At 31.4% G+C, this 19,615-nt stretch carries 17 protein-coding genes; 12 read left to right on the top strand and 5 right to left on the bottom strand.

What is annotated here, in order from left to right; genetic code table 11:
* Positions 1–16: 16 nt before the first annotated feature.
* The 6 genes from FLACHUCJ7_RS15990 to FLACHUCJ7_RS15965 all read left to right on the top strand — a co-directional run bounded on the left by FLACHUCJ7_RS15990 (position 17) and on the right by FLACHUCJ7_RS15965 (position 7,007).
* The gene (locus FLACHUCJ7_RS15990; protein ID WP_180909576.1) at positions 17–502 is read left to right on the top strand and encodes a peptidase; all 486 of its coding nucleotides are present in this window, start codon (positions 17–19) and stop codon (positions 500–502) included.
* Positions 503–512: 10 nt separating this feature from the next.
* Positions 513–1,997, top strand: coding sequence for a GH3 auxin-responsive promoter family protein (locus FLACHUCJ7_RS15985; RefSeq protein WP_078226752.1), 1,485 nt, complete (start codon positions 513–515; stop codon positions 1,995–1,997).
* Between the two features lie 126 nt (positions 1,998–2,123).
* A complete protein-coding gene (locus tag FLACHUCJ7_RS15980) occupies positions 2,124–3,803 on the top strand; it encodes a DUF6909 family protein (RefSeq protein WP_078226753.1) in 1,680 nt (559 codons plus the stop codon).
* 100 nt (positions 3,804–3,903) lie between these two features.
* Positions 3,904–4,887, top strand: coding sequence for a UDP-glucuronic acid decarboxylase family protein (locus FLACHUCJ7_RS15975; RefSeq protein ID WP_031453853.1), 984 nt, complete (start codon positions 3,904–3,906; stop codon positions 4,885–4,887).
* Positions 4,888–6,240, top strand: a complete 1,353-nt coding sequence (locus FLACHUCJ7_RS15970; RefSeq protein WP_180909575.1) for an exopolysaccharide biosynthesis polyprenyl glycosylphosphotransferase — start codon at positions 4,888–4,890, stop codon at positions 6,238–6,240.
* The gene (locus FLACHUCJ7_RS15965; RefSeq protein WP_180909574.1) at positions 6,240–7,007 is read left to right on the top strand and encodes a glycosyltransferase family 2 protein; all 768 of its coding nucleotides are present in this window, start codon (positions 6,240–6,242) and stop codon (positions 7,005–7,007) included. Before FLACHUCJ7_RS15970 ends, FLACHUCJ7_RS15965 begins: the two co-directional genes overlap by 1 nt.
* A gap of 33 nt (positions 7,008–7,040) precedes the next feature.
* Here FLACHUCJ7_RS15965 and FLACHUCJ7_RS15960 read toward each other — a convergent pair whose 3' ends face one another.
* Both FLACHUCJ7_RS15960 and FLACHUCJ7_RS15955 read right to left on the bottom strand, forming a co-directional pair.
* Positions 7,041–7,571 carry an ORF6N domain-containing protein gene (locus tag FLACHUCJ7_RS15960; RefSeq protein WP_180909573.1) on the bottom strand — a complete coding sequence of 177 codons (531 nt, stop codon included), beginning with the start codon at positions 7,569–7,571 and terminating at the stop codon, positions 7,041–7,043.
* Positions 7,572–7,611: 40 nt separating this feature from the next.
* Positions 7,612–8,922 (bottom strand): phenylacetate--CoA ligase family protein, encoded by a 1,311-nt coding sequence (locus FLACHUCJ7_RS15955; RefSeq protein WP_180909572.1) that lies wholly within the window; start codon positions 8,920–8,922, stop codon positions 7,612–7,614.
* Between the two features lie 135 nt (positions 8,923–9,057).
* On the opposite strand from FLACHUCJ7_RS15955, the gene purD reads away from it, so the two are divergent.
* Entirely contained in the window at positions 9,058–10,332 is a 1,275-nt protein-coding gene (purD, locus tag FLACHUCJ7_RS15950; protein ID WP_078226757.1) for a phosphoribosylamine--glycine ligase, read from the top strand.
* A gap of 40 nt (positions 10,333–10,372) precedes the next feature.
* On the opposite strand, the gene FLACHUCJ7_RS15945 is transcribed toward purD, so the two are convergent.
* Positions 10,373–10,603 (bottom strand): DUF6341 family protein, encoded by a 231-nt coding sequence (locus tag FLACHUCJ7_RS15945; RefSeq protein WP_031453858.1) that lies wholly within the window; start codon positions 10,601–10,603, stop codon positions 10,373–10,375.
* 133 nt (positions 10,604–10,736) lie between these two features.
* Here FLACHUCJ7_RS15945 and FLACHUCJ7_RS15940 point away from each other — a divergent pair, with 133 nt between their 5' ends.
* A complete protein-coding gene (locus FLACHUCJ7_RS15940) occupies positions 10,737–11,666 on the top strand; it encodes a DUF6427 family protein (protein ID WP_180909571.1) in 930 nt (309 codons plus the stop codon).
* Here FLACHUCJ7_RS15940 and upp read toward each other — a convergent pair.
* The gene (gene upp, locus FLACHUCJ7_RS15935; protein WP_180909570.1) at positions 11,661–12,314 is read right to left on the bottom strand and encodes a uracil phosphoribosyltransferase; all 654 of its coding nucleotides are present in this window, start codon (positions 12,312–12,314) and stop codon (positions 11,661–11,663) included. The genes FLACHUCJ7_RS15940 and upp overlap by 6 nt on opposite strands.
* Before the next feature lie 111 nt (positions 12,315–12,425).
* Here upp and FLACHUCJ7_RS15930 point away from each other — a divergent pair, with 111 nt between their 5' ends.
* From FLACHUCJ7_RS15930 to FLACHUCJ7_RS15915, 4 genes are all read left to right on the top strand, one after another.
* Positions 12,426–13,031 (top strand): DUF4254 domain-containing protein, encoded by a 606-nt coding sequence (locus FLACHUCJ7_RS15930; protein WP_078226759.1) that lies wholly within the window; start codon positions 12,426–12,428, stop codon positions 13,029–13,031.
* Positions 13,032–13,074: 43 nt separating this feature from the next.
* Positions 13,075–14,076, top strand: coding sequence for a glycosyltransferase family 9 protein (locus FLACHUCJ7_RS15925; protein WP_180909569.1), 1,002 nt, complete (start codon positions 13,075–13,077; stop codon positions 14,074–14,076).
* A 187-nt stretch (positions 14,077–14,263) separates the two neighbouring features.
* Positions 14,264–17,041 carry a TonB-dependent receptor gene (locus FLACHUCJ7_RS15920; RefSeq protein ID WP_180909568.1) on the top strand — a complete coding sequence of 926 codons (2,778 nt, stop codon included), beginning with the start codon at positions 14,264–14,266 and terminating at the stop codon, positions 17,039–17,041.
* 66 nt (positions 17,042–17,107) lie between these two features.
* Positions 17,108–17,869, top strand: coding sequence for a GLPGLI family protein (locus tag FLACHUCJ7_RS15915; protein WP_078226761.1), 762 nt, complete (start codon positions 17,108–17,110; stop codon positions 17,867–17,869).
* Positions 17,870–17,893: 24 nt separating this feature from the next.
* Here FLACHUCJ7_RS15915 and FLACHUCJ7_RS15910 read toward each other — a convergent pair whose 3' ends face one another.
* Entirely contained in the window at positions 17,894–19,261 is a 1,368-nt protein-coding gene (locus FLACHUCJ7_RS15910) for a hypothetical protein (protein WP_180909567.1), read from the bottom strand.
* Between the last annotated feature and the right edge of the window lie 354 nt (positions 19,262–19,615).

Here is a 19,615-nt window from a genome sequence, read left to right as displayed (position 1 = left end):
AGTATAAACATCCGCAATGACCAAGAAAAAAAAGAACTTCAGAAAAAAATTGTTCGTAAAAAACCGATTGGTAATTTTGAATGAAAATACATTTGAAGAAATCTTTTCGTTCAGACTTACTTTAATGAATGTTTTTGTTGTTTTTTCTTTAGGCGGAATATTCTTAATTCTCATTACTACTTTTATCATTGCATTTACCCCTTTGCGTGAATTTATACCCGGATATTCGTCAACACAGTTAAAAAAAAATGCTTTAGAATTAGCTATAAAGTCTGATTCATTAACAACTTCATTAAAGAAAAATGAAGCCTATATCAAATCGATTCAAAAAGTATTGACAGGTGAATTAGAATATGCAAAGTTCAACAAAGACTCTATTTTAGCTGAATCTGAAATACAGGTAACTAATATGAAGGCTTCTGAAGAAGAAATTAAACTTAGGGAAGAAGTTTCCAAAATAGAGAAGGAGTCAGGCGGTAGCAAAGCAAACAAAAAGAAATAATACACACAAAATGTCAATTAAATCTATAGCAGCAAAAATATTTGCACGAAAAATATACAATCAAACAAAAGTATGGTCTAATAAACCGGTTGAAACTCAGCTGAAAGTTTTTAAAATTTTGATTGAGAAGGCCAAAGCAACCGAATTTGGAAAAGATCATCATTTTGATACTATAAAAACAATTACAGATTTTCAAAAGAACGTTCCAATTCGGGATTATGAAGATTTAAAATCGTATATCGAAAAAGTAAAATTAGGCAAGGAAAATATTCTGTGGAAGGGAAAACCTATTTATTTTGCCAAAACTTCCGGAACAACATCCGGAGCCAAATATATTCCGCTAACCAGGGAATCAATGCCTTATCACATCAATGCGGCACGTAATGCTATTTTGCATTATATCAACGAAACAGGAAATGCCGATTTTGTTGATGGTAAAATGATCTTTTTACAGGGAAGTCCAATTTTGACTGAAAAGCACGGAATAAATTTTGGAAGACTTTCAGGAATTGTTGCTCATTTTGTACCGAAATACCTGCAGAAAAACAGAATGCCATCATGGGAAACCAACTGCATTGAAGACTGGGAAAGCAAAGTTGATGCTATTGTTGATGAAACAATAAAAGAAGATATGTCTGTAATTTCCGGAATTCCATCATGGGTACAAATGTATTTTGAGCGATTACAACAAAAAAGCGGTGGAAAGAAAATAGGTGATATATTTAAGAACTTTAACCTGTTTATTTACGGAGGAGTAAATTATGAGCCTTATCGGGCTAAATTTGAAAATATGATTGGCAGAAAAGTAGACAGTATTGAGCTATTTCCTGCTTCTGAAGGATTTTTTGCCTATCAGGATTCTCAAAAAGAAAAAGGAATGCTCTTGTTACTTAACTCCGGAATTTTCTATGAGTTTATAAAAGCTGATGAATTTTTTGAAGAAAACCCAAAAAGTTATACCGTTGGCGAAGTAGAAATAGATGTAAATTATGTTTTGATTATTTCTACAAATGCAGGGCTGTGGCGTTATAATATTGGCGATACCGTTAAATTTACGACTTTATTTCCGCATCGCGTAATTGTCTCGGGCAGAATCAAGCATTATATTTCTGCTTTTGGAGAACATGTTATTGCAAACGAAGTCGAAAATGCGATGAAAGAAGCGACAGCAGGAACCAAAATTGTCATTAACGAATTTACAGTAGCACCACAAATTAATCCATCAAAGGGATTGCCTTATCACGAGTGGCTTATAGAATTTGAAAATGAACCGGAAAATATACTATCTTTTGCAGAAGCAATTGACGATTCGATGCGAAAACAAAACATTTATTACGATGATTTAATTACAGGAAATGTTTTGCAGAAAGTAGTTATAACCAAAGTTTCTAAAAATGGATTTCAGGAATACATGAAATCGCAGGGAAAATTAGGCGGACAGAATAAATTGCCAAGGTTATCAAATAATAGGGATATAGCGGATAATTTGAAATAGAGAAACAGTTCTTCTAACAATTTGATAAAAACTATTTTGAATGAATTAAATAGATAATTCATAACTTTCCTTACATTATGTTCCTGGATAATCTTTTTTTAAAGAGGATTTTAAAAATAAAAACACATGAAAGAAACTAAACATATATCAAGATCAAGAGCGCAGGAATCATCTGCAGCGATCGAAAAAATGTACATTACAATGCGCCATTTATTCAATCGTGGTTTTTATAAGCCAATGGGTGTGTCAGGCGATAGTCTACGGGAATCATTATTGGCTTTACGCCCTGAAATTTATGGAAATATTGGTGAAGAAAAAGTTGAACTAAATGGGCTTTTATATGTTATAGAACGTCTTCCGATAGGAATCGAGCAATGCCGTTTTATCAATTTAACTTCAGATGAAGGATATTCAAAATCACATTTTCAGCCCATTGTTCCTCCAAAAAGAAGAAGAAATTGCTACCGTATTGATGAGGAACAAATGAATGTTGAAATCACACGAGGCCGCTCTGATATTTATGATATTTTAACGCATTTGACTTTTATTTTCATCGAATCTCATAAAATTAAAAACAGGGTTTTATTAGATGACGGTGGCGAAGTTTCGCGTGACTGGTTAAAATTGGAACAAGCTGTAATGCAAACCAAAAAACTGCCTCTGGTAGAAAGGGAAAAAGCAATATCGCATGTGGCCAATATTTTAGCCAGAACATTCGAAGAAGTTTTAGATATTTATGACGCTTTCGGGTCAGAAAATGCACCGGATCGTTTCCTTCATGTAATTTATTGGCTTGGAAAATTAGCCATTGAAGAAATGATCGACAATAACAAAAGAACGATTACTTTTAGCCCTGTTTTAAGAGAACGGCTAGGACATCACATTCACGGCGAAATCTGGGCAACAAATATTAAAGAGGTTTTAAAGGCAAACGATCTTTTAAAGAGACCAATTCACATTATAAGCGCCAATATGCACAGTGTAATGAATTCCATTTTTGCTACACCATTGCTGAAACCAAAATTCAAGGACAAATCTGATTTCTTTATTTATGAAGAGTTGAGCAAATCTGCAGCTAAGGAAACCAGGGCTATTGTAGAAGAACTGGCTATAAAAAACGGAATGATTTCGTTGCCTGACACTTCAGGAACCAATATCGATGTTCAGATTTTTGATACAGCCAAAATTGACTGGGCCAAAACAGCTTTTCCAAAAACGAAATTCGATGAAGAAAAACCCGTTATTATTGTAATGGATTATGCATTTGGCGAACAGGCTTATGAAACAATTGACGAGCTTTTGAAACCGTATAAAAAAGAAACGTTATTGAATGTAAAATCAGTTTCGATAATGGGTAAGGCAGGAATCCTGGAAGGAGGAAAAGGAGACATCATGATTCCTTCAGCGCATATAAATGAAGGGACGGCCGATAATTATTTCTTCGAAAATGAATTAACAGGTGCCATGTTTGAAGGAAATGATATTGCCGTTTTTGAAGGCGCAATGGTTACCGTTTTAGGGACTTCTTTGCAAAACAGGGAATTATTAAAATTCTTTCATGAATCGACATGGGGTGTAATTGGCCTTGAAATGGAAGGTTCTTATTACCAAAAAGCCATACAGTCGGCTTCAAAAATCAGAAAAAGTGTGCCACATGATATTAAGGTTCGATATGCCTATTATGCTTCTGATAATCCCCTAGAAACCGGAAGTACTCTGGCCTCAGGAGGTTTAGGAACCACAGGGGTAAAGCCAACTTATTTAATTACAATTAAAATACTGGAACAAATTTTTAATAATAAATAATCAACATTCAAAAGTTTAGTCAATAATAGAAAAAAGATAAATGCTAAATTTATTTTTATAAAATTGAAAAAAGTAAATTTGCTTTTGGAAACAAATCAATATGAAAAGAATACTTATTACAGGTGCTGCAGGATTTTTAGGATCACATTTGTGTGATCGGTTTATCAAAGAAGGCTATTATGTTATTGGAATGGATAACCTGATTACAGGAGATCTTAAAAATATTGAACATCTGTTTAAGTTAGAACATTTTGAGTTTTACCATCACGACATTACCAAATTTGTTCATATTCCGGGCGAATTAGACTATATTTTGCATTTTGCTTCGCCTGCAAGCCCAATTGATTATTTAAAAATTCCAATTCAAACCTTAAAGGTAGGATCATTAGGAACTCATAATTTATTAGGTTTGGCCCGTGTAAAAAAAGCAAGAATTTTAATTGCCTCTACTTCTGAAGTATATGGAGACCCTTTAGTCCATCCGCAAACTGAAGAATATTATGGAAATGTAAATACGATTGGGCCTCGCGGAGTTTATGATGAAGCAAAACGTTTTCAGGAATCCATAACAATGGCTTACCACACTTTTCATGGTGTTGAAACCAGAATCGTTCGTATTTTTAATACTTACGGACCAAGAATGCGTCTTAATGATGGCCGCGTAATTCCGGCTTTTATTGGTCAGGCACTTCGTGGAGAAGATTTAACGATTTTTGGAGATGGTATGCAAACCCGTTCGTTTTGTTATGTAGACGATCAGGTTGAAGGAATATACAGATTATTGCATTCAGATTATGTATATCCGGTTAATATTGGGAATCCGGATGAAATAACTATTAAGGATTTTGCTGAAGAAATTATAAAACTTACCGGGACAAACCAAAAAGTAGTTTACCATCCATTACCTATTAATGACCCTCTGCAACGCCAGCCGGACACTACAAAAGCAAAAGAATTATTAGGATGGGAAGCCAAAGTAAACCGCGCAGAAGGAATGAAAATTACGTATGATTATTTTAAATCACTTTCAAAAGAAGAACTTTCAAAAGAAGAGCATAAAGATTTTTCAAATTATATAAAATAAATGCGGACAAAAACAGGAAAATATTCAGGCTATATTCGGCCATTCTCCTATTTGATTGATTTGCTTATTATCAATTTTTTTGCGGTTTATATCGCACATTTTCCTGAAAATCAAATTTTATTTTTAATCGTATTAAATGTCGGTTGGATTGGTATTGCTTCTGATTTAGGTTTTTACCAAGTTTATCGTTATACAAAAGTAATTGCAATTTTAAATTGTGCTTTAAAACAAGCCTGCTTATTTGGTTTTGTCGTTTTTGCGCTTGCCTTCTTTTATGCTAAGCAAACCAGTTTTAGAACGTTGTTGTTTTATTTATGGTTTATATTTATTCTTATCTTATTTATTAAGTTTTCAATCTATTATTTCCTGCAGACTTATCGCGTTGTTTTTGGCGGAAATCACAGGAGAGTTGTGCTATTAGGTAATAAAGCAAGTATTTCGCCTTTAAAATATTTTTTTACCGAGAATCCTGATTATGGATATGAACTGATTCATGTTTTTGAATTTGAAGAAGTAAAAGATGAGCATATTGAAGAAATGTTTGAATTCGTGATGAATAAAAATATGGACGAAATGTATTGTTCCATTATTGGATTATCTCAGGATCAGATGAATGCACTTATTGATTTTGCTGACAGTAATTTGAAGACATTAAAGTTTATTCCTGATGGGAATCAAATATTTTTTAGAAATTTCATCTTACAATATTATGATTATATTCCTGTAATTGCACTTAGGAGTATTCGACTAGATGAAAATTTGTATAAAATAATGAAACGAACTTTCGATGTTACTTTTTCAATAGTAATTATTTTGGGTGTTCTTTCATGGATTCTTCCAATATTAGGAGTTTTAATTAAACTGGAATCTAAGGGACCAATTTTACTCAGACAAAGGCGTAACGGACTCAATAACAATGAATTCAATTGTTATAAATTTCGATCAATGGAAATAACCAATGAAACCTATACAAATCAGGTTTCTAAAAACGATCCCAGAGTTACTAAAATTGGAAAGTTTATTCGAAAGACCAGTATTGATGAGTTACCACAGTTTTTTAATGTTTTAAGAGGAGATATGTCAGTAGTCGGACCAAGACCGCACATGGTAAGCTATAATCAGGAATATATACTTAAAGTAGATAAATTTATGGTGCGCCATTTTATAAAACCCGGAATTACTGGTTTAGCGCAAGTAAAAGGTTTTCGTGGAGAAATCGAATCTGATTATGATATTATAAACAGGGTAAAATACGATATTTTTTACATCGAAAACTGGTCCATTTTACTAGACTTGAAAATTATTGTAACTACGGTTTACCATATCATTAAAGGTGATGAAAAAGCATATTGATGAGTGAGTTAGTTTCTATCATAACACCCACATATAATGCCGAAAAATATATTCGGGAAACGCTGCAGTCTGTACTGAATCAAAGTTATCAAAACTGGGAAATGATTCTGGCCGATGATGCATCAACTGATCACACAATTTCGATAATTGAAGAATTTGCTAAAAAAGACAGCCGAATAAAACTCTTTAAATTACCTGAAAATTGTGGAAATGGTTTTGCCCGAAACGCCGCTTTAGAAAAAGCAACAGGAAAATATATTGCCTACTTAGATGCCGATGATTTATGGTTTCCTGAGAAATTAGAAAAGCAAATACATTTTTTAAAAAGGAATAATCTGCATTTTACTTTTAGTTTTTACGATTCAATTGACGAAGAAGGAAATAATTTAAACAGAAGAGTTGAATCACCAAATCCATTAACTTACAAACAGTTGTTTTTCTGCAATTATGTTGGCAATTTAACAGCCATTTACGATGCAGATTATTTTGGCAAAATTATTTTGGAAACGTCCCAAAAAAGGCAAGATTGGAGAATATGGCTTACGATTTTAAAACAAATAAAAACGGCAAAACCTATCCCGGAATCTCTTGCTTTTTATAGAATTAGAAAGGATTCTGTTTCCTCTTCAAAATTCAAATTAATCAAACATAACTTTGGGGTTTACAGCCAATTCCATGGATATAATTTTGTGTTTGCTATTTTGCTGATTATAAGGTTTTTATATACGCAGTTGATTGTAAAATCAAGATATATAAAAAAAAATTAAATTCATCAAGGTTACAATTTATGACTTTGATAATTACTTTTTATATCCAATTTTTACTCTTTCCTCTTCATTTTCTTTCTTTTCAGTTAATTCATCTAAATAAGAAAATACCAATTCTATATTTTTATCATGATTTTCTAACTTCTTTTGAATCTGAAGAATATCAACTTTAATTTCAGTTGTGTCCAAAAGCATTTGTCTTACTTTTGTAAAAATTCTCATGATTTGTATATTGGTTTGAATGGCTTTGTCGCTTTTTAATACACTTGAAAGCATTAATATCCCATGTTCGGTAAAGGCATAAGGAAGGTATTTTAAATTTGAACCTCTTCCATTCTTCAAGGTCGCAAATTGCGACCTTGAAGAATTGTATTCATTTTCAGTTAGTTGAAACATGAAGTCTTCAGGAAATCGAGATAAATTTCTTTTAACCTGTTCATTTAGTCTTTTAGTTTCGACATCATAAAGGGAAGCCAAATCGCTATCCAGCATCACTTTGTGTCCGCGAATAAAGTATATTTTATTAGAAATTGTTTCTTCAGAGAGTAAAGATTGATTAGCCATAAGTTTTTAAATTAAAAACAAATGTAAGATTTTATTTATATTATAAAAAAGATTTGAATTGTTTTAGTTTGCCTCGATTGGTTCTTTCTAAAACAGTTTTTCTGGTAAAAGTGAAGTTTAGATTTGGTTCCAGATATAAATCAATGGCTTCTTTTATTTTTTGAATTTGTTCTGAAATCAATTCTTTTTCAGAAACATACTCAATTTCAAAAGTATCTAATTTAGTTTGTTTGATAATGAATTCCTTTACGTTTCCATCATCTTCGATAATGCTTTTGGTTACATAATAAAATGTCAATCCCGGGGATTTTTTACCGCTTGGCAAAATGGCAACATCATTGGTTCTTCCAATAAGCTTTTTTAGAATTGGTTTTTGAGGGGTGCTCTTTTCATCGAGAATTCCAATATCGCCAATTTCATATCTTATGAAAGGAGTTGCTTTATTGAAGAGTGAAGTAATCACAATTTTGCCTTCTGTTCCATGTGGAACAGGATTATTATTTTCATCTAAAATTTCGACAAATAAAGTTTCAGCATTTACCTGCCATTCTCCCTGAGGATTTTCAAAAGCAATCAAATCCAGTTCAGAAGCACCATATTCACTGATAATTGGAATGCCAAATTGTCTTTCGAGAAGTTTTTTATCCGATTCAAAAAGCATTTCTGAAGTAACAAAACAAGCTTTCAGAGTTGGACAAATTTCGTTTAAAACCATATTTTTCTGTTCCAGATATTTAGCAAATAAAACGATAGAGCTAGTGTATCCGTTGAGGTAATCGAATTTTTTGGTTTTGAATTTCTGCAGAAATTTTTCCAGAACTGCATCAGATAAATCAAAAACCGGGAAACGAAAACGGTGCGTCAAAAAATCCTTGAAACGCTCTTTTTGATAACCAATCAAATCCATTGGAATACCATAAAACCTCGCCTGATAGGAATGATTAAAATCAATTCCGAACCAACCAAAACGCATCATATTCGAAGCCCAGGTCAAAGCATGCGAATATTTATCTTTAGCAAAAACAAAAGGAGTTCCGCTCGATCCGGAAGTTTTGTTGAGGTAAATGTTTTTTTTAGAATACCCTTTTGAAAGTCTTTCTTCAAGAGGTTTTTGTAAATTTTGTTTGTTTAAAACAGGAAGGTTTTTCCAATTTTCAGCAATTGTATTTCCGGCTAATTCTTTGTAAAAAGAGTTGTTTTTGAGATGAAAATCAACAATTTCTACTTTTTTATTTTCAAGAAACGAAGCAAATTCTTCTTCAGAAAAATGAACAATTTTATCCAATTCGGTTTTAGCTTTCTTTATTGGAAAACCATTTAATTGAAGCGAAATATCAAAAAGGCGAATCATTTTTTCAGCATATTTTCATCAAAAATAATGTTTAGGATTTACTAACAGTGCGGAACGAACAACTTTTTAAAGATTTAATTATTTTTTACGTACAAAAGCAAGTATTTTTGCACCACAACTAAATACAACAACACCATGACAATTTTACTATTGGGGTCAGGCGGAAGAGAGCATGCATTTGCATGGAAAATGACTCAGAGCCCGCTTTGCGAAAAACTTTTTGTAGTACCTGGAAATGCAGGAACAGCTGCAATTGCTGAAAATGTAGCAATATCTGCCACAGATTTTGAAGCAGTAAAAGCACTTGTACTTAAAGAAAATATAAGTTTAGTAGTTGTAGGACCTGAAGATCCGTTGGTAAAAGGTATTTACGACTATTTCAAAAATGACGAAAGTTTAAAAAATATTCCGGTTATTGGACCATCTCAATTGGGGGCGCAATTAGAAGGAAGCAAGGAATTTGCAAAAGAATTCCTGATGAAACACAACATTCCAACTGCAGCTTATGACAGTTTTACTGCTGAAACAGTTGAAAAAGGATGTGATTTTTTAGAAACTTTGCAGCCACCATACGTTTTAAAAGCAGACGGATTAGCAGCAGGAAAAGGAGTTCTGATTATTCAGGATCTTGAAGAAGCTAAAACAGAATTGCGTAACATGCTGGTTCATGCAAAATTTGGTACAGCAAGTTCAAAAGTAGTTATAGAAGAATTTTTGGATGGAATCGAATTAAGCTGTTTCGTTTTAACGGATGGTAAAAACTATAAAATTCTTCCAACAGCAAAAGATTACAAAAGAATTGGAGAAGGAGATACAGGTTTAAACACTGGTGGAATGGGAGCCGTTTCTCCCGTTCCTTATGTGGATGCTGTTTTGATGGAAAAAATTGAAACTCGTATCGTTAAACCAACCATCGAAGGTTTCCAAAAAGACGGAATCGAATACAAAGGTTTTGTATTTATTGGTTTAATCAACGTGAAAAACGAACCAATCGTTATTGAATACAACGTAAGAATGGGTGATCCTGAAACTGAAGTTGTAGTGCCAAGATTAAAATCTGATTTAGTTGAATTGTTCTTGTCTGTTGCAGATCAAAAATTAGGAGATTTTAATTTAGAAGTTGATCCAAGAAGCGCTACTACTGTCATGTTAGTATCTGGAGGATATCCTGAAGATTTCGAAAAAGGAAAAGTGATTACAGGTTTAGAAAATATTACAGATTCGATAGTTTTTCATGCAGGAACAAAATTAGATGGCGAAAATGTCGTTACTAATGGAGGACGTGTAATTGCAGTAACATCATACGGAGATAATTTCCAGGAGGCCATAAAAAAATCTTACCAAAACATAGATAAACTAAGCTTTGATAAGATGTATTTTAGAAAAGATATCGGCTTCGATTTACTTTAAAAATATTCAACAAGCCCTTTTTAATTAAAGGGTTTGGTTTTTATTTTAAAAATGAATGAGCTGTTGTATCTTGGTTTTCTGTTCCGGCATCATCAAAAATACGTAATTGTTTAATCCAATAAACGATTGCGCATGAACAGATGATCATGAAAATCCAGTTGATAGTGTTTGCACCAAACCATGTAATTAATTCCAAACGACGTAAAAAGTCAAGAGGAGCAAACAAAATGTTAACGAATAAGTATTGAATTCCTTCGAAAAAAGCTGTCATAATTTATAAAATTATATGTTATTATTGTTTTTAACGCATTGAATCAAAATTCAAAAAGAATCTTTTTCAACTTGTTGGTTTTCCTTTTTAAACAAGTATTATATTTACAGTCACAAAAGTATAAAATATCCTTATGATAACAAGTGTTTTTAAAAAATCTACGCCATTAAATTATTCTTTGGTCGTAATTTTGATACTGTTTTTCTTTTTTATGTTTCAAATTCAGGGACCATTATGGATGAGTTCTTATTTTTTGGCGTTTCAAAAAATAAGTTTATTGTGCTTTATTTTAGCTTCTTTTTTTCTGATAAATTTTATCGTAAAAAAGAACGGACTCAGTAAAGACAATGGTTACGCTATACTTTTCTATTTGTTGTTTTTATTGTTTTTTCCAACAATATTTAATAATCCAAATGTATTATATGCTAACTTTTTTATTTTGCTGGCACTTCGAAGATTAATTTCTTTACAATCGCTTAAGGCTTCAAAAGAAAAAATATTTGATGCTTCTTTTTGGATTTTAGTGGCTTCGTTATTTCAATTTTGGTGTGTTCTTTTCCTGGTATTGGTTTTTATATCGATAATTTTTCATGTATCCCGGGATTACAGAAATTGGATTTTACCTTTTATTGCTCTTATAGGAGTTTCGTTATTATTTTTAACGACATCCTTAATGTTTAATTTTGATGCCATAAAATTTATTCAGGATAGGGCAGTTTTCGATTTAAGGATTGAGTATTTTAAAAATAATTATGAAAATGGTGCATTCTCAATCTATGTTGCAGTAGTTTTGTTTTTTGTAGTTTCAATGTTAACAACCTTATCAGACAGACCTCAAATTGTACATACTTCATACAAAAAAGTGGTAGCTTGTTTTTTTATTGCTGTCTTTGTTTTCATTCTTTCACCAGACAAAAGCAATGATTTATTATTGTTTAGTATTACGCCGTTGACTATTATGGCCTCGAGCCATATTGAATATATGCAGCAAAAACTAAATAAAGAAATTGTGTTTTATGTACTTATTTGTTGTAGTTTGTTTACTTTTTTCTCTCAATTATAATTTATTTCCATAAGCAAGATCACCGGCATCACCAAGTCCGGGAACAATATAATTTTTCTCGTTTAATTTTTCGTCTAAGGCAGCAATCCACAAATGACAATTGTCAGGAAGCTTTTTTTCAAGATAGGCAACTCCTTCCGGAGCGGCAATAACGACTACAATATGAATCTCTTTTGGAACAGCATTTTGAACTAATTTTTCATGAACTGCGACTATAGATTGACCTGTAGCCAGCATTGGATCAAGAAGCAGGACAGTTTTATCGTTTAAGTTTGAGAGTGCCTGATATTCGACTAAAATTTCAAATTCAGCATCATTATTAGGATGATATCTGGAAGCAGAAACAAAGCTATTTTCAGCCTGGTCAAAATAATTTAAAAAACCATTATGAAGTGGTAGTCCGGCTCTCAAAATAGAACATAAGACTAAATCATTTTCAATTTCAGTAGTTTTTTTGATACCAAGAGGGGTTTGTATTTCGACATTTTTATAGGAAAGATTTTTACTCAGTTCATAGGCCATAATTTCGCCTATTCGTTCTATATTTCGTCGAAAACGCATACTGTCGTTCTGAATATTTATGTTTCTGATTTGTCCTAAAAAATGATTTAGAACACTATTATTTTCAGAGATGTTATGAATTTTCATAATAGGTTTTTAGAATGATTAACGGTAAAGAATACCGGGACGAAAAATTATTGGTTTTTATCGTACTATAAAAGTATAAAAAGTATCTTTGTAACTCTAAAAAATAAAGACATGTTTTCAAAATTAGCATATACTGTTTTCGAACAAAGCATCAAAGATTATCATCAATTTGACAGTGTTGATCAACCAATAAACAATCCGTTTCCTAAAGACAAATTTGAGCATTTATTATATTTAAAAAACTGGATAGATACTGTACAATGGCATTACGAAGATATTATACGTGATCCACAAATTGACCCTGTAGCAGCTTTGACTTTAAAAAGAAAAATTGATGCTTCTAATCAGGAACGTACTGATATGGTGGAATATATTGATAGTTACTTTTTGCAAAAATACAGTCATATCAAAGCAAAAGACGGGGCAAAAATTAATTCTGAAAGTCCTGCCTGGGCTTTTGACAGACTGTCAATTTTAGCATTGAAAATTTATCATATGAACGAAGAAGCAACTCGTGCAGAAGCTACACAGGAACACAGAGATAAATGTCAGGAAAAATTGAATATTCTTTTGGAGCAAAGAACAGACTTGTCTACAGCAATTGAAGAATTATTGACGGATATCGAAAGTGGAGAAAAATTCATGAAAGTGTACAAACAAATGAAAATGTACAACGACGATGATTTGAATCCGGTTTTATATCAAAATAAAAAATAATTTGGCAGAGTTGTCAAACAACAAAATCAAGCATATAGCCGTCATGAGACTATCCGCAATGGGAGATGTCGCCATGACGGTTCCTGTTTTACGAGCGTTTGTAAAACAATATCCAACGGTAAAATTGACCGTTATTTCGCGTCCTTTTTTTAAACCTTTTTTTGACGGAATTCCGAATTTGGAGTTTTTTGCTTTTGATGAAAAAGAAAGACACAAAGGATTTCCCGGACTTTTGAGATTATTCAGAGATTTGAAACAGCTTCAAATCGATGCTTTTGCGGATCTTCACAATGTTTTACGATCTAAGGTTGTGAGTTTGCTTTTTGCTTTAAGCGGAAAAAAAAGAGCAACTGTTGATAAAGGACGTGAAGGAAAAAAAGAATTAACCCGCGCAGAAAAGAAGATTTTCAAACAATTGCCAACGATGTTTGAAAGGCATGCCAAAGTGTTTGAAGAACTGGGTTTTCCATTAGATTTATCAAATCCTGAGTTCCCTGAAAAAGCTGTTTTAAGTGCAGAAATTACAGATTTAATTGGAGAAAATTATCAAAAACTAATCGGAATTGCACCTTTTGCCCAATATGATTCTAAAGTTTATCCTCTGGATTTAATGAAGGAAGTTGTTTCAGCACTTGCACAAAATCCAAACAATAAAATACTGCTTTTTGGCGGAGGAAAAAAAGAAATCGAAATCCTGGATTCACTTTCAGAGCCGTTTGAAAATGTAATAAATGTGGCAGGTAAAATTAAATTCCAACAGGAATTAAAATTGATTAGCAATCTGGATGTCATGCTTTCTATGGATTCTGGAAACAGCCATATTGCAGCAATGCTGGGTGTAAAAGTGGTCACACTTTGGGGAGCCACACATCCGTATGCCGGATTTTTACCATTCAACCAAAGTTTGGAGAATACATTAACTTCAGATCGAAACCAATATCCAAAAATGCCAACTTCTGTTTACGGAAATAAAATTGTTGAGGGTTATCAAGATGCTATGAGAACTATAACAGTAGAATCTGTTTTAAAAATGTTAAAACATTAAAACAGATCAATGTAATTAGCTTAAAAATTATGTTTATTGTAGTTTGTTTCTTTTGAGAGAATAATTTTATAAATTATTTAACAAAGGGTTTTAAGGGCGTAATCTTAAATATATTACTTTGGCTTGTTGTGAGTTAGGTCTTACAAATAAGCTGAATGATATTTAATATTATAATCGCAAACTATTTATGCCAAAAATTTTAGTAACAATTACAATTTTGTTCTTATTCTCTTTTTCATCATTTTCTCAAAAAACAAATCTTTCAGGTATTTTAACCGATGAAAGTGAAAAGACACCCATTTATAATTCTGTTGTTGCTTTATTAACACCCAAAGACTCTATTTTGTACAGATTTACCCGATCTGATAAAGAGGGAAAATTTAATATTAAAAATATAGAAGCAGGAAACTACATCCTGATGACTACCCATAGTCAATATGCAGACTATTTGGATGCAATAACTCTAGAAGATGGTGAAAAAAACATAGGAACAATTGCTCTAATAAGTAAAATGAAACTCCTAAAAGAAATAATAATAAAGACAGGTTCTATAAGAGTTAAAGGAGATACCACGAGTTACAGGGCCAGTGATTTTAAAGTAGACGCCAATGCAAACGTTGAAGAATTACTAAAGAAACTGCCAGGTATACAAGTTGATAAAAATGGTACCATAAAAGCTATGGGCGAAACAGTAGAAAAGGTATTAGTTGATGGTGAAGAGTTTTTTGGAGATGACCCAGGTATGGCTGTCAAAAATTTAAGGGCCGATGCTGTAAAAGAAGTACAGGTTTTTAATAAAAAAAGTGATCAGGCTGAGTTTACCGGAATAGATGATGGCGAAACAAAAAAGACAATTAATCTGAAATTAAAGGAAGATAAAAAGAAAGGATATTTTGGTAAAATTGATGCTGCAAATCAACCCTTTTCTGATACTGATTCACGGTACAATATCAATTCGATGTTTAGCAGTTTTAAAGGTAAAAGAAAATTATCTGCTTTTTTATTAAACGGAAACACGGGTCAGGACGGACTTAGCTGGCAGGATAATGATAAGTTTGGCGGACGCGATGATATAAGCATGAATATGGATGATGATGGAAATGTAAGTTATGAGTGGACAGGTGGTAATAATGATGAAGAGCCGTATGTTGACACTCAAAACGGGTTTATCAAAAACACCAATGCAGGACTGCAGTACAGCAACAAGTGGAATGATAAACAGACTCTGAATCTATCTCCAAAATATAATAAGCAAATTTACACCAACAATAATATTAGGAATGTCCGGACACAAGTAGGTGAAACGCAGTTAAACGAAAATACATCGACAGTGAGCAATGTAAACAGAGGTAATTTCAAGGTAAATGCTACTTATGATGTAAAATTAGATTCTTTAAATTCCATAAAATTTACTGCTAAAACTAACTTTTATAATACAGAAAGCGATGAATTTATAAACGGAACCACTACAGGAAATGGCGTATTAAAAAACAAGCAGGAAAAAACTTTTATAACAAATTCAGACAAGCAGTCTTTGCAGGCTAATATTTTATTTAGACATAAATTCACCAAGGAACGTCGTACATTTTCTCTAAATGGCAATTGGAATATGTTGCATACAAATTCAGATAATTTTTTGAAATCTTTTAATGAAAGCTATAATGAAGGAGTTTTTTCTTCAAGGGATGATGTTGATCAAAATAAAATAGGAGAAAAAACAAATCAAGATTTAGGATTAAACATTACTTACACAGAGCCACTTAATAAAAATTTTGCATTGCAATTTGGCTATCAGATTACTCACAATACAGGTAAAAGCAATTATTTAACCTATGATTATTCCAAGGATACAGGTGATTATGATTTGGTTGTTGAATCTTTATCAAACCAATTCAGGCAAACAATAACAACACACAGACCTAATATAAAATTGAGCTATAATGCTAAAAAGATAAATTATAGTTTTGGAAGCGGTTTTGGGTTTACTTCATTTGATTTGCTGGATCAAACATTAAATAAAGAATATAAGCGTCATTATACTAACTTTTTCCCAACGGCAAATTTTTCTTATAAGTACAAAAGCAATAGTAATTTACGTTTTAGCTATGAAGGTGCTACTAAACAGCCTACTATAAATCAATTACAGCCTTTGAGAAACAATCAGGATTTCTTTAATCAAATTTTAGGTAATCCGGATTTAAAGCAATCCTTTACAAACAGGATATCTATATTTCATAACACTTACAGTATTTTGACAGAATCGCAATTTTATCAAAATATTACTTTTAGTTCGACTTCTAATTTAATTTCTTATAACAAAGATATTGATCCTGAAAATGCTAAAACAATTACCACACCTATCAATACAAACGGTAATTTTTCCGGTAATTTTTACTTTGGATATGGATTTAAGGTAAAAAAAATAGATTTATACGTAAATCTAAATCCAAGTCTAAACTATAACAAATACGTACTTAGTATTAATAATAAAATCAATAATTCGAATACTTTAAATTCAGGATTTGGAATTTATCTGAATAAATTTAAAGAAAAGAAGTACGAGTTTAGTTTAAGTAATAATTTTTCAAATAATAGAAATTCTACTTCTCAAAACGATGAAATAAAATCATTTAACACTAATAATTTGAGCTTAGAGATAGGAGTTTATTTTAGAGAGAAATGGAAACTGTCAACAGATTACAATTTATTCTCTCGTCAAAAGACGGTTGATTTTCAAACCAATCTCACCAATCAATTGTGGAATGCAAGACTGCAGCGTACCTTTAAAAATGATGAGTTTACGGCTTATATTATGGTAAGGGATATTTTGAATCAAAATATAGGTATTAACAGATATGTTTATGAAAATATAATAGGGGAGGAACAAAATGACAGATTAAAAAGATATGTTATGGTAGGCCTAACCTGGAATTTTAAAAACAAAGACACAGCAGCAAAAAAATAATTATGATGCTGTTCAGTAAAAGTAAGGGACAGCAATAAGAAACATAAAAAAATATACCGAAAGATTATGAAATCACCACTTTTTTTTATTGCAGTATTAATGTTTACAATTATCTCAAAAGCACAACACTTTGTAGATAAGGCTATAATTGAATATGAGGTAAATACCAATCTCAAAAAAACAATGAGTAATGACAGCTGGGACGAGATGATGAAAGAGAATCTTTCGGACTTAAAAATATCCTATTTCACTTTCACTTTTGCAGATAACAAAAGCATTTATAAATTTAACAGGTGGAGTCCAAAAACAAGAATACCAAAACATCAAAAAGAGGCTGATGAAGAAAACATCTGGTACCATGATTTTTCTTCAGGAAAAATGAACGTGCAAAAACAAATAGTAGGAACCAATTTTGTAATAGCAGATAGTATACAGAATATACAATGGCAAATCACAAATGAACACAGAGAAATTATGGGCTATAATTGCCGGAAAGCCATAGGAAAAAGGACTGACGGGGTATATGTATTTGCTTTTTACACAGATGATATAACCATTTCTGGCGGTCCATGTTCTGTAAATGGTTTGCCGGGTATGATTTTAGGACTTACAATTCCAAGATTATATACTTCATTTATGGCTGTAAAAATAGATTTAGAAATCAGTAACGGATTAGATATAAAGCCTACTCCAGCTAAAAAAACCTATGACTTAGTTGAACTAAAATCATTATTAGAAGAAAAAACAAAAGATTGGTTCAGTTACGGGGAGGATAAAGAAGAAAATAAAAGGCAAAAGGAAATGTTTTTTTGGAATGCTTTTTTATAATATTATTTAATTTTTATAAACAAATTAATAATAGGTTCTTACCAAATTTTTAAATTCGTTAACTTTATTAGCTCCTACATCAAAACTATAAGAATATCTATAAATTCTTGATACAGCAATTCCATTTAAATATTGTGGTTTATAAACCGCAGATATGTTTTTTATCAATTGCTCCAGTTCATTGCAAATATTTGGATTAGGAGCAGTTGCTTTTACATTTGTAATCTTTCCTTCAGCATCTATTTGAAATGAAAAACTAATTTTGATAATTCCGGTGAGTTTTGTTTTATTTCCGATAGTTCTTTTAAAATTATTGACAACAATTGTTTTAATATTTTCATTCATACAATTGTCCAACTCCTTTGAGCTGGATAAATGGCAATCTTTATCGAAAATTGGAGGCGTATGTACAAAAGGCTTCTCGTTAGACATAATAATATTCTTATTATATCTATTAATGATAATAGGATAACTGTAAGAATCTATAGTGTTTAGAGGTTTGATATTTAACTTTTCAAAGGGAAAATATCTAAAAATAGCAACAAGCTGATTATTAAGCTCTGTATTTGCATTCGTTTTAATATTAATTGGATTGCCTTTTTTGTCAATATCAAAATAGATACTAAGCACAGGAAAATCTATAAGAGGAATATCATTTAACTCCTTGTTACTTATATATTTTTTAAAGTGGAGCGCCAAGTCACTATTAGGATTTAAAAAGGAATCATTTGAATACAACTGTTCATTATATTCTTCTACTTCTTTGGTATATTCATCATTTTTGGATTCTATTTGAAGATCAATTGTTTTTTCATAAGTAAAACTTGTTGGTATACCATTTCTGGTGGCCGGGCTTTTGGCCTTTGGAAATAATGCAATGATGCGATTTAATTCCCGGCTAAGACTATCTGTTGGTGCTTTACAGTTTATTTGTTCAATAACTCCTTTTTCATTTATTAAGAATTTAACACGTAAATTTAATTTACCTAATATTTTAGCTTTAGTAATTTGTACAGGAGATATAGTATTTGCAATATATGCTGAAAGCTGACTATTAAAACAGTTAGACAACTTAGATTTGATTGCAGACGTTTCGCAGCCTTCAAATACTGGATTCCTGTCATAGACTACATTTGTACTGCAATTAACAACCATTTTATTATTTTCTTGAGAAAGAATCTGAAGTGTATAAATATTTAGTTGGCTCTTTTCAGCAATATTCAGATCTTCTATATCAAAATCTTTAAAAGCTTCACGAATACTTTTGTTTAATTCTGAATAAGGAGAATTAACAATTATACGAATTGGTTTATTTAATTTGTCAAGGTTAAATGTTAAATAAATATATTTTTTGTTTTTTATCGTATCAGTAATTTGGTAAGAATCAATCAATCTGGAATCGATTCTTTTTGCAAAATATTTAGAGAGATTATTTGTTTTATTTGGTTTTGCATACAAAGCAAATTCTTCATATTTATCAATAAAGGCTTGATATTCTGATTGTGAAAAACCAGTAGTAGTATATAAAAAGAATAATAAAAACAAAAAGTACTTCATAATAGAATATAATTAATGCTATAAATGTATGAAATCACTTTGTAATTTTATTTTTTTATTTAATGAAACCGCTTGGTTTGAGATAAAATTAAGAAAATATAAGTTTTAAAAAAGCCAAAAAAAATTCCAAATCTCAATTTATAAAGTTGGAATTTGGAATTTATTTTTTTTGAAATTTATTTTTTTTGA

It is taken from the genome of Flavobacterium salmonis, assembly GCF_903819435.1.
GTDB lineage: Bacteria > Bacteroidota > Bacteroidia > Flavobacteriales > Flavobacteriaceae > Flavobacterium > Flavobacterium chungangense.
This window is presented reverse-complemented; position numbering and strand designations above follow the sequence as displayed.

Bases quoted from the DNA above. Each gene is read 5' to 3' on its own strand.
- purD (WP_078226757.1), top strand. From the start codon at position 9,058: ATGACAATTTTACTATTGGGGTCAGGCGGAAGAGAGCATGCATTTGCA.
- FLACHUCJ7_RS15925 (WP_180909569.1), top strand. From the start codon at position 13,075: ATGAGACTATCCGCAATGGGAGATGTCGCCATGACGGTTCCTGTTTTA.
- FLACHUCJ7_RS15985 (WP_078226752.1), top strand. From the start codon at position 513: ATGTCAATTAAATCTATAGCAGCAAAAATATTTGCACGAAAAATATAC.
- FLACHUCJ7_RS15915 (WP_078226761.1), top strand. From the start codon at position 17,108: ATGAAATCACCACTTTTTTTTATTGCAGTATTAATGTTTACAATTATC.
- FLACHUCJ7_RS15930 (WP_078226759.1), top strand. From the start codon at position 12,426: ATGTTTTCAAAATTAGCATATACTGTTTTCGAACAAAGCATCAAAGAT.
- FLACHUCJ7_RS15980 (WP_078226753.1), top strand. From the start codon at position 2,124: ATGAAAGAAACTAAACATATATCAAGATCAAGAGCGCAGGAATCATCT.
- FLACHUCJ7_RS15990 (WP_180909576.1), top strand. From the start codon at position 17: ATGACCAAGAAAAAAAAGAACTTCAGAAAAAAATTGTTCGTAAAAAAC.
- FLACHUCJ7_RS15940 (WP_180909571.1), top strand. From the start codon at position 10,737: ATGATAACAAGTGTTTTTAAAAAATCTACGCCATTAAATTATTCTTTG.
- FLACHUCJ7_RS15970 (WP_180909575.1), top strand. From the start codon at position 4,888: ATGCGGACAAAAACAGGAAAATATTCAGGCTATATTCGGCCATTCTCC.
- FLACHUCJ7_RS15960 (WP_180909573.1), bottom strand. From the start codon at position 7,571: ATGGCTAATCAATCTTTACTCTCTGAAGAAACAATTTCTAATAAAATA.
- FLACHUCJ7_RS15920 (WP_180909568.1), top strand. From the start codon at position 14,264: ATGCCAAAAATTTTAGTAACAATTACAATTTTGTTCTTATTCTCTTTT.
- FLACHUCJ7_RS15975 (WP_031453853.1), top strand. From the start codon at position 3,904: ATGAAAAGAATACTTATTACAGGTGCTGCAGGATTTTTAGGATCACAT.
- FLACHUCJ7_RS15945 (WP_031453858.1), bottom strand. From the start codon at position 10,603: ATGACAGCTTTTTTCGAAGGAATTCAATACTTATTCGTTAACATTTTG.
- upp (WP_180909570.1), bottom strand. From the start codon at position 12,314: ATGAAAATTCATAACATCTCTGAAAATAATAGTGTTCTAAATCATTTT.
- FLACHUCJ7_RS15965 (WP_180909574.1), top strand. From the start codon at position 6,240: ATGAGTGAGTTAGTTTCTATCATAACACCCACATATAATGCCGAAAAA.
- FLACHUCJ7_RS15955 (WP_180909572.1), bottom strand. From the start codon at position 8,922: ATGATTCGCCTTTTTGATATTTCGCTTCAATTAAATGGTTTTCCAATA.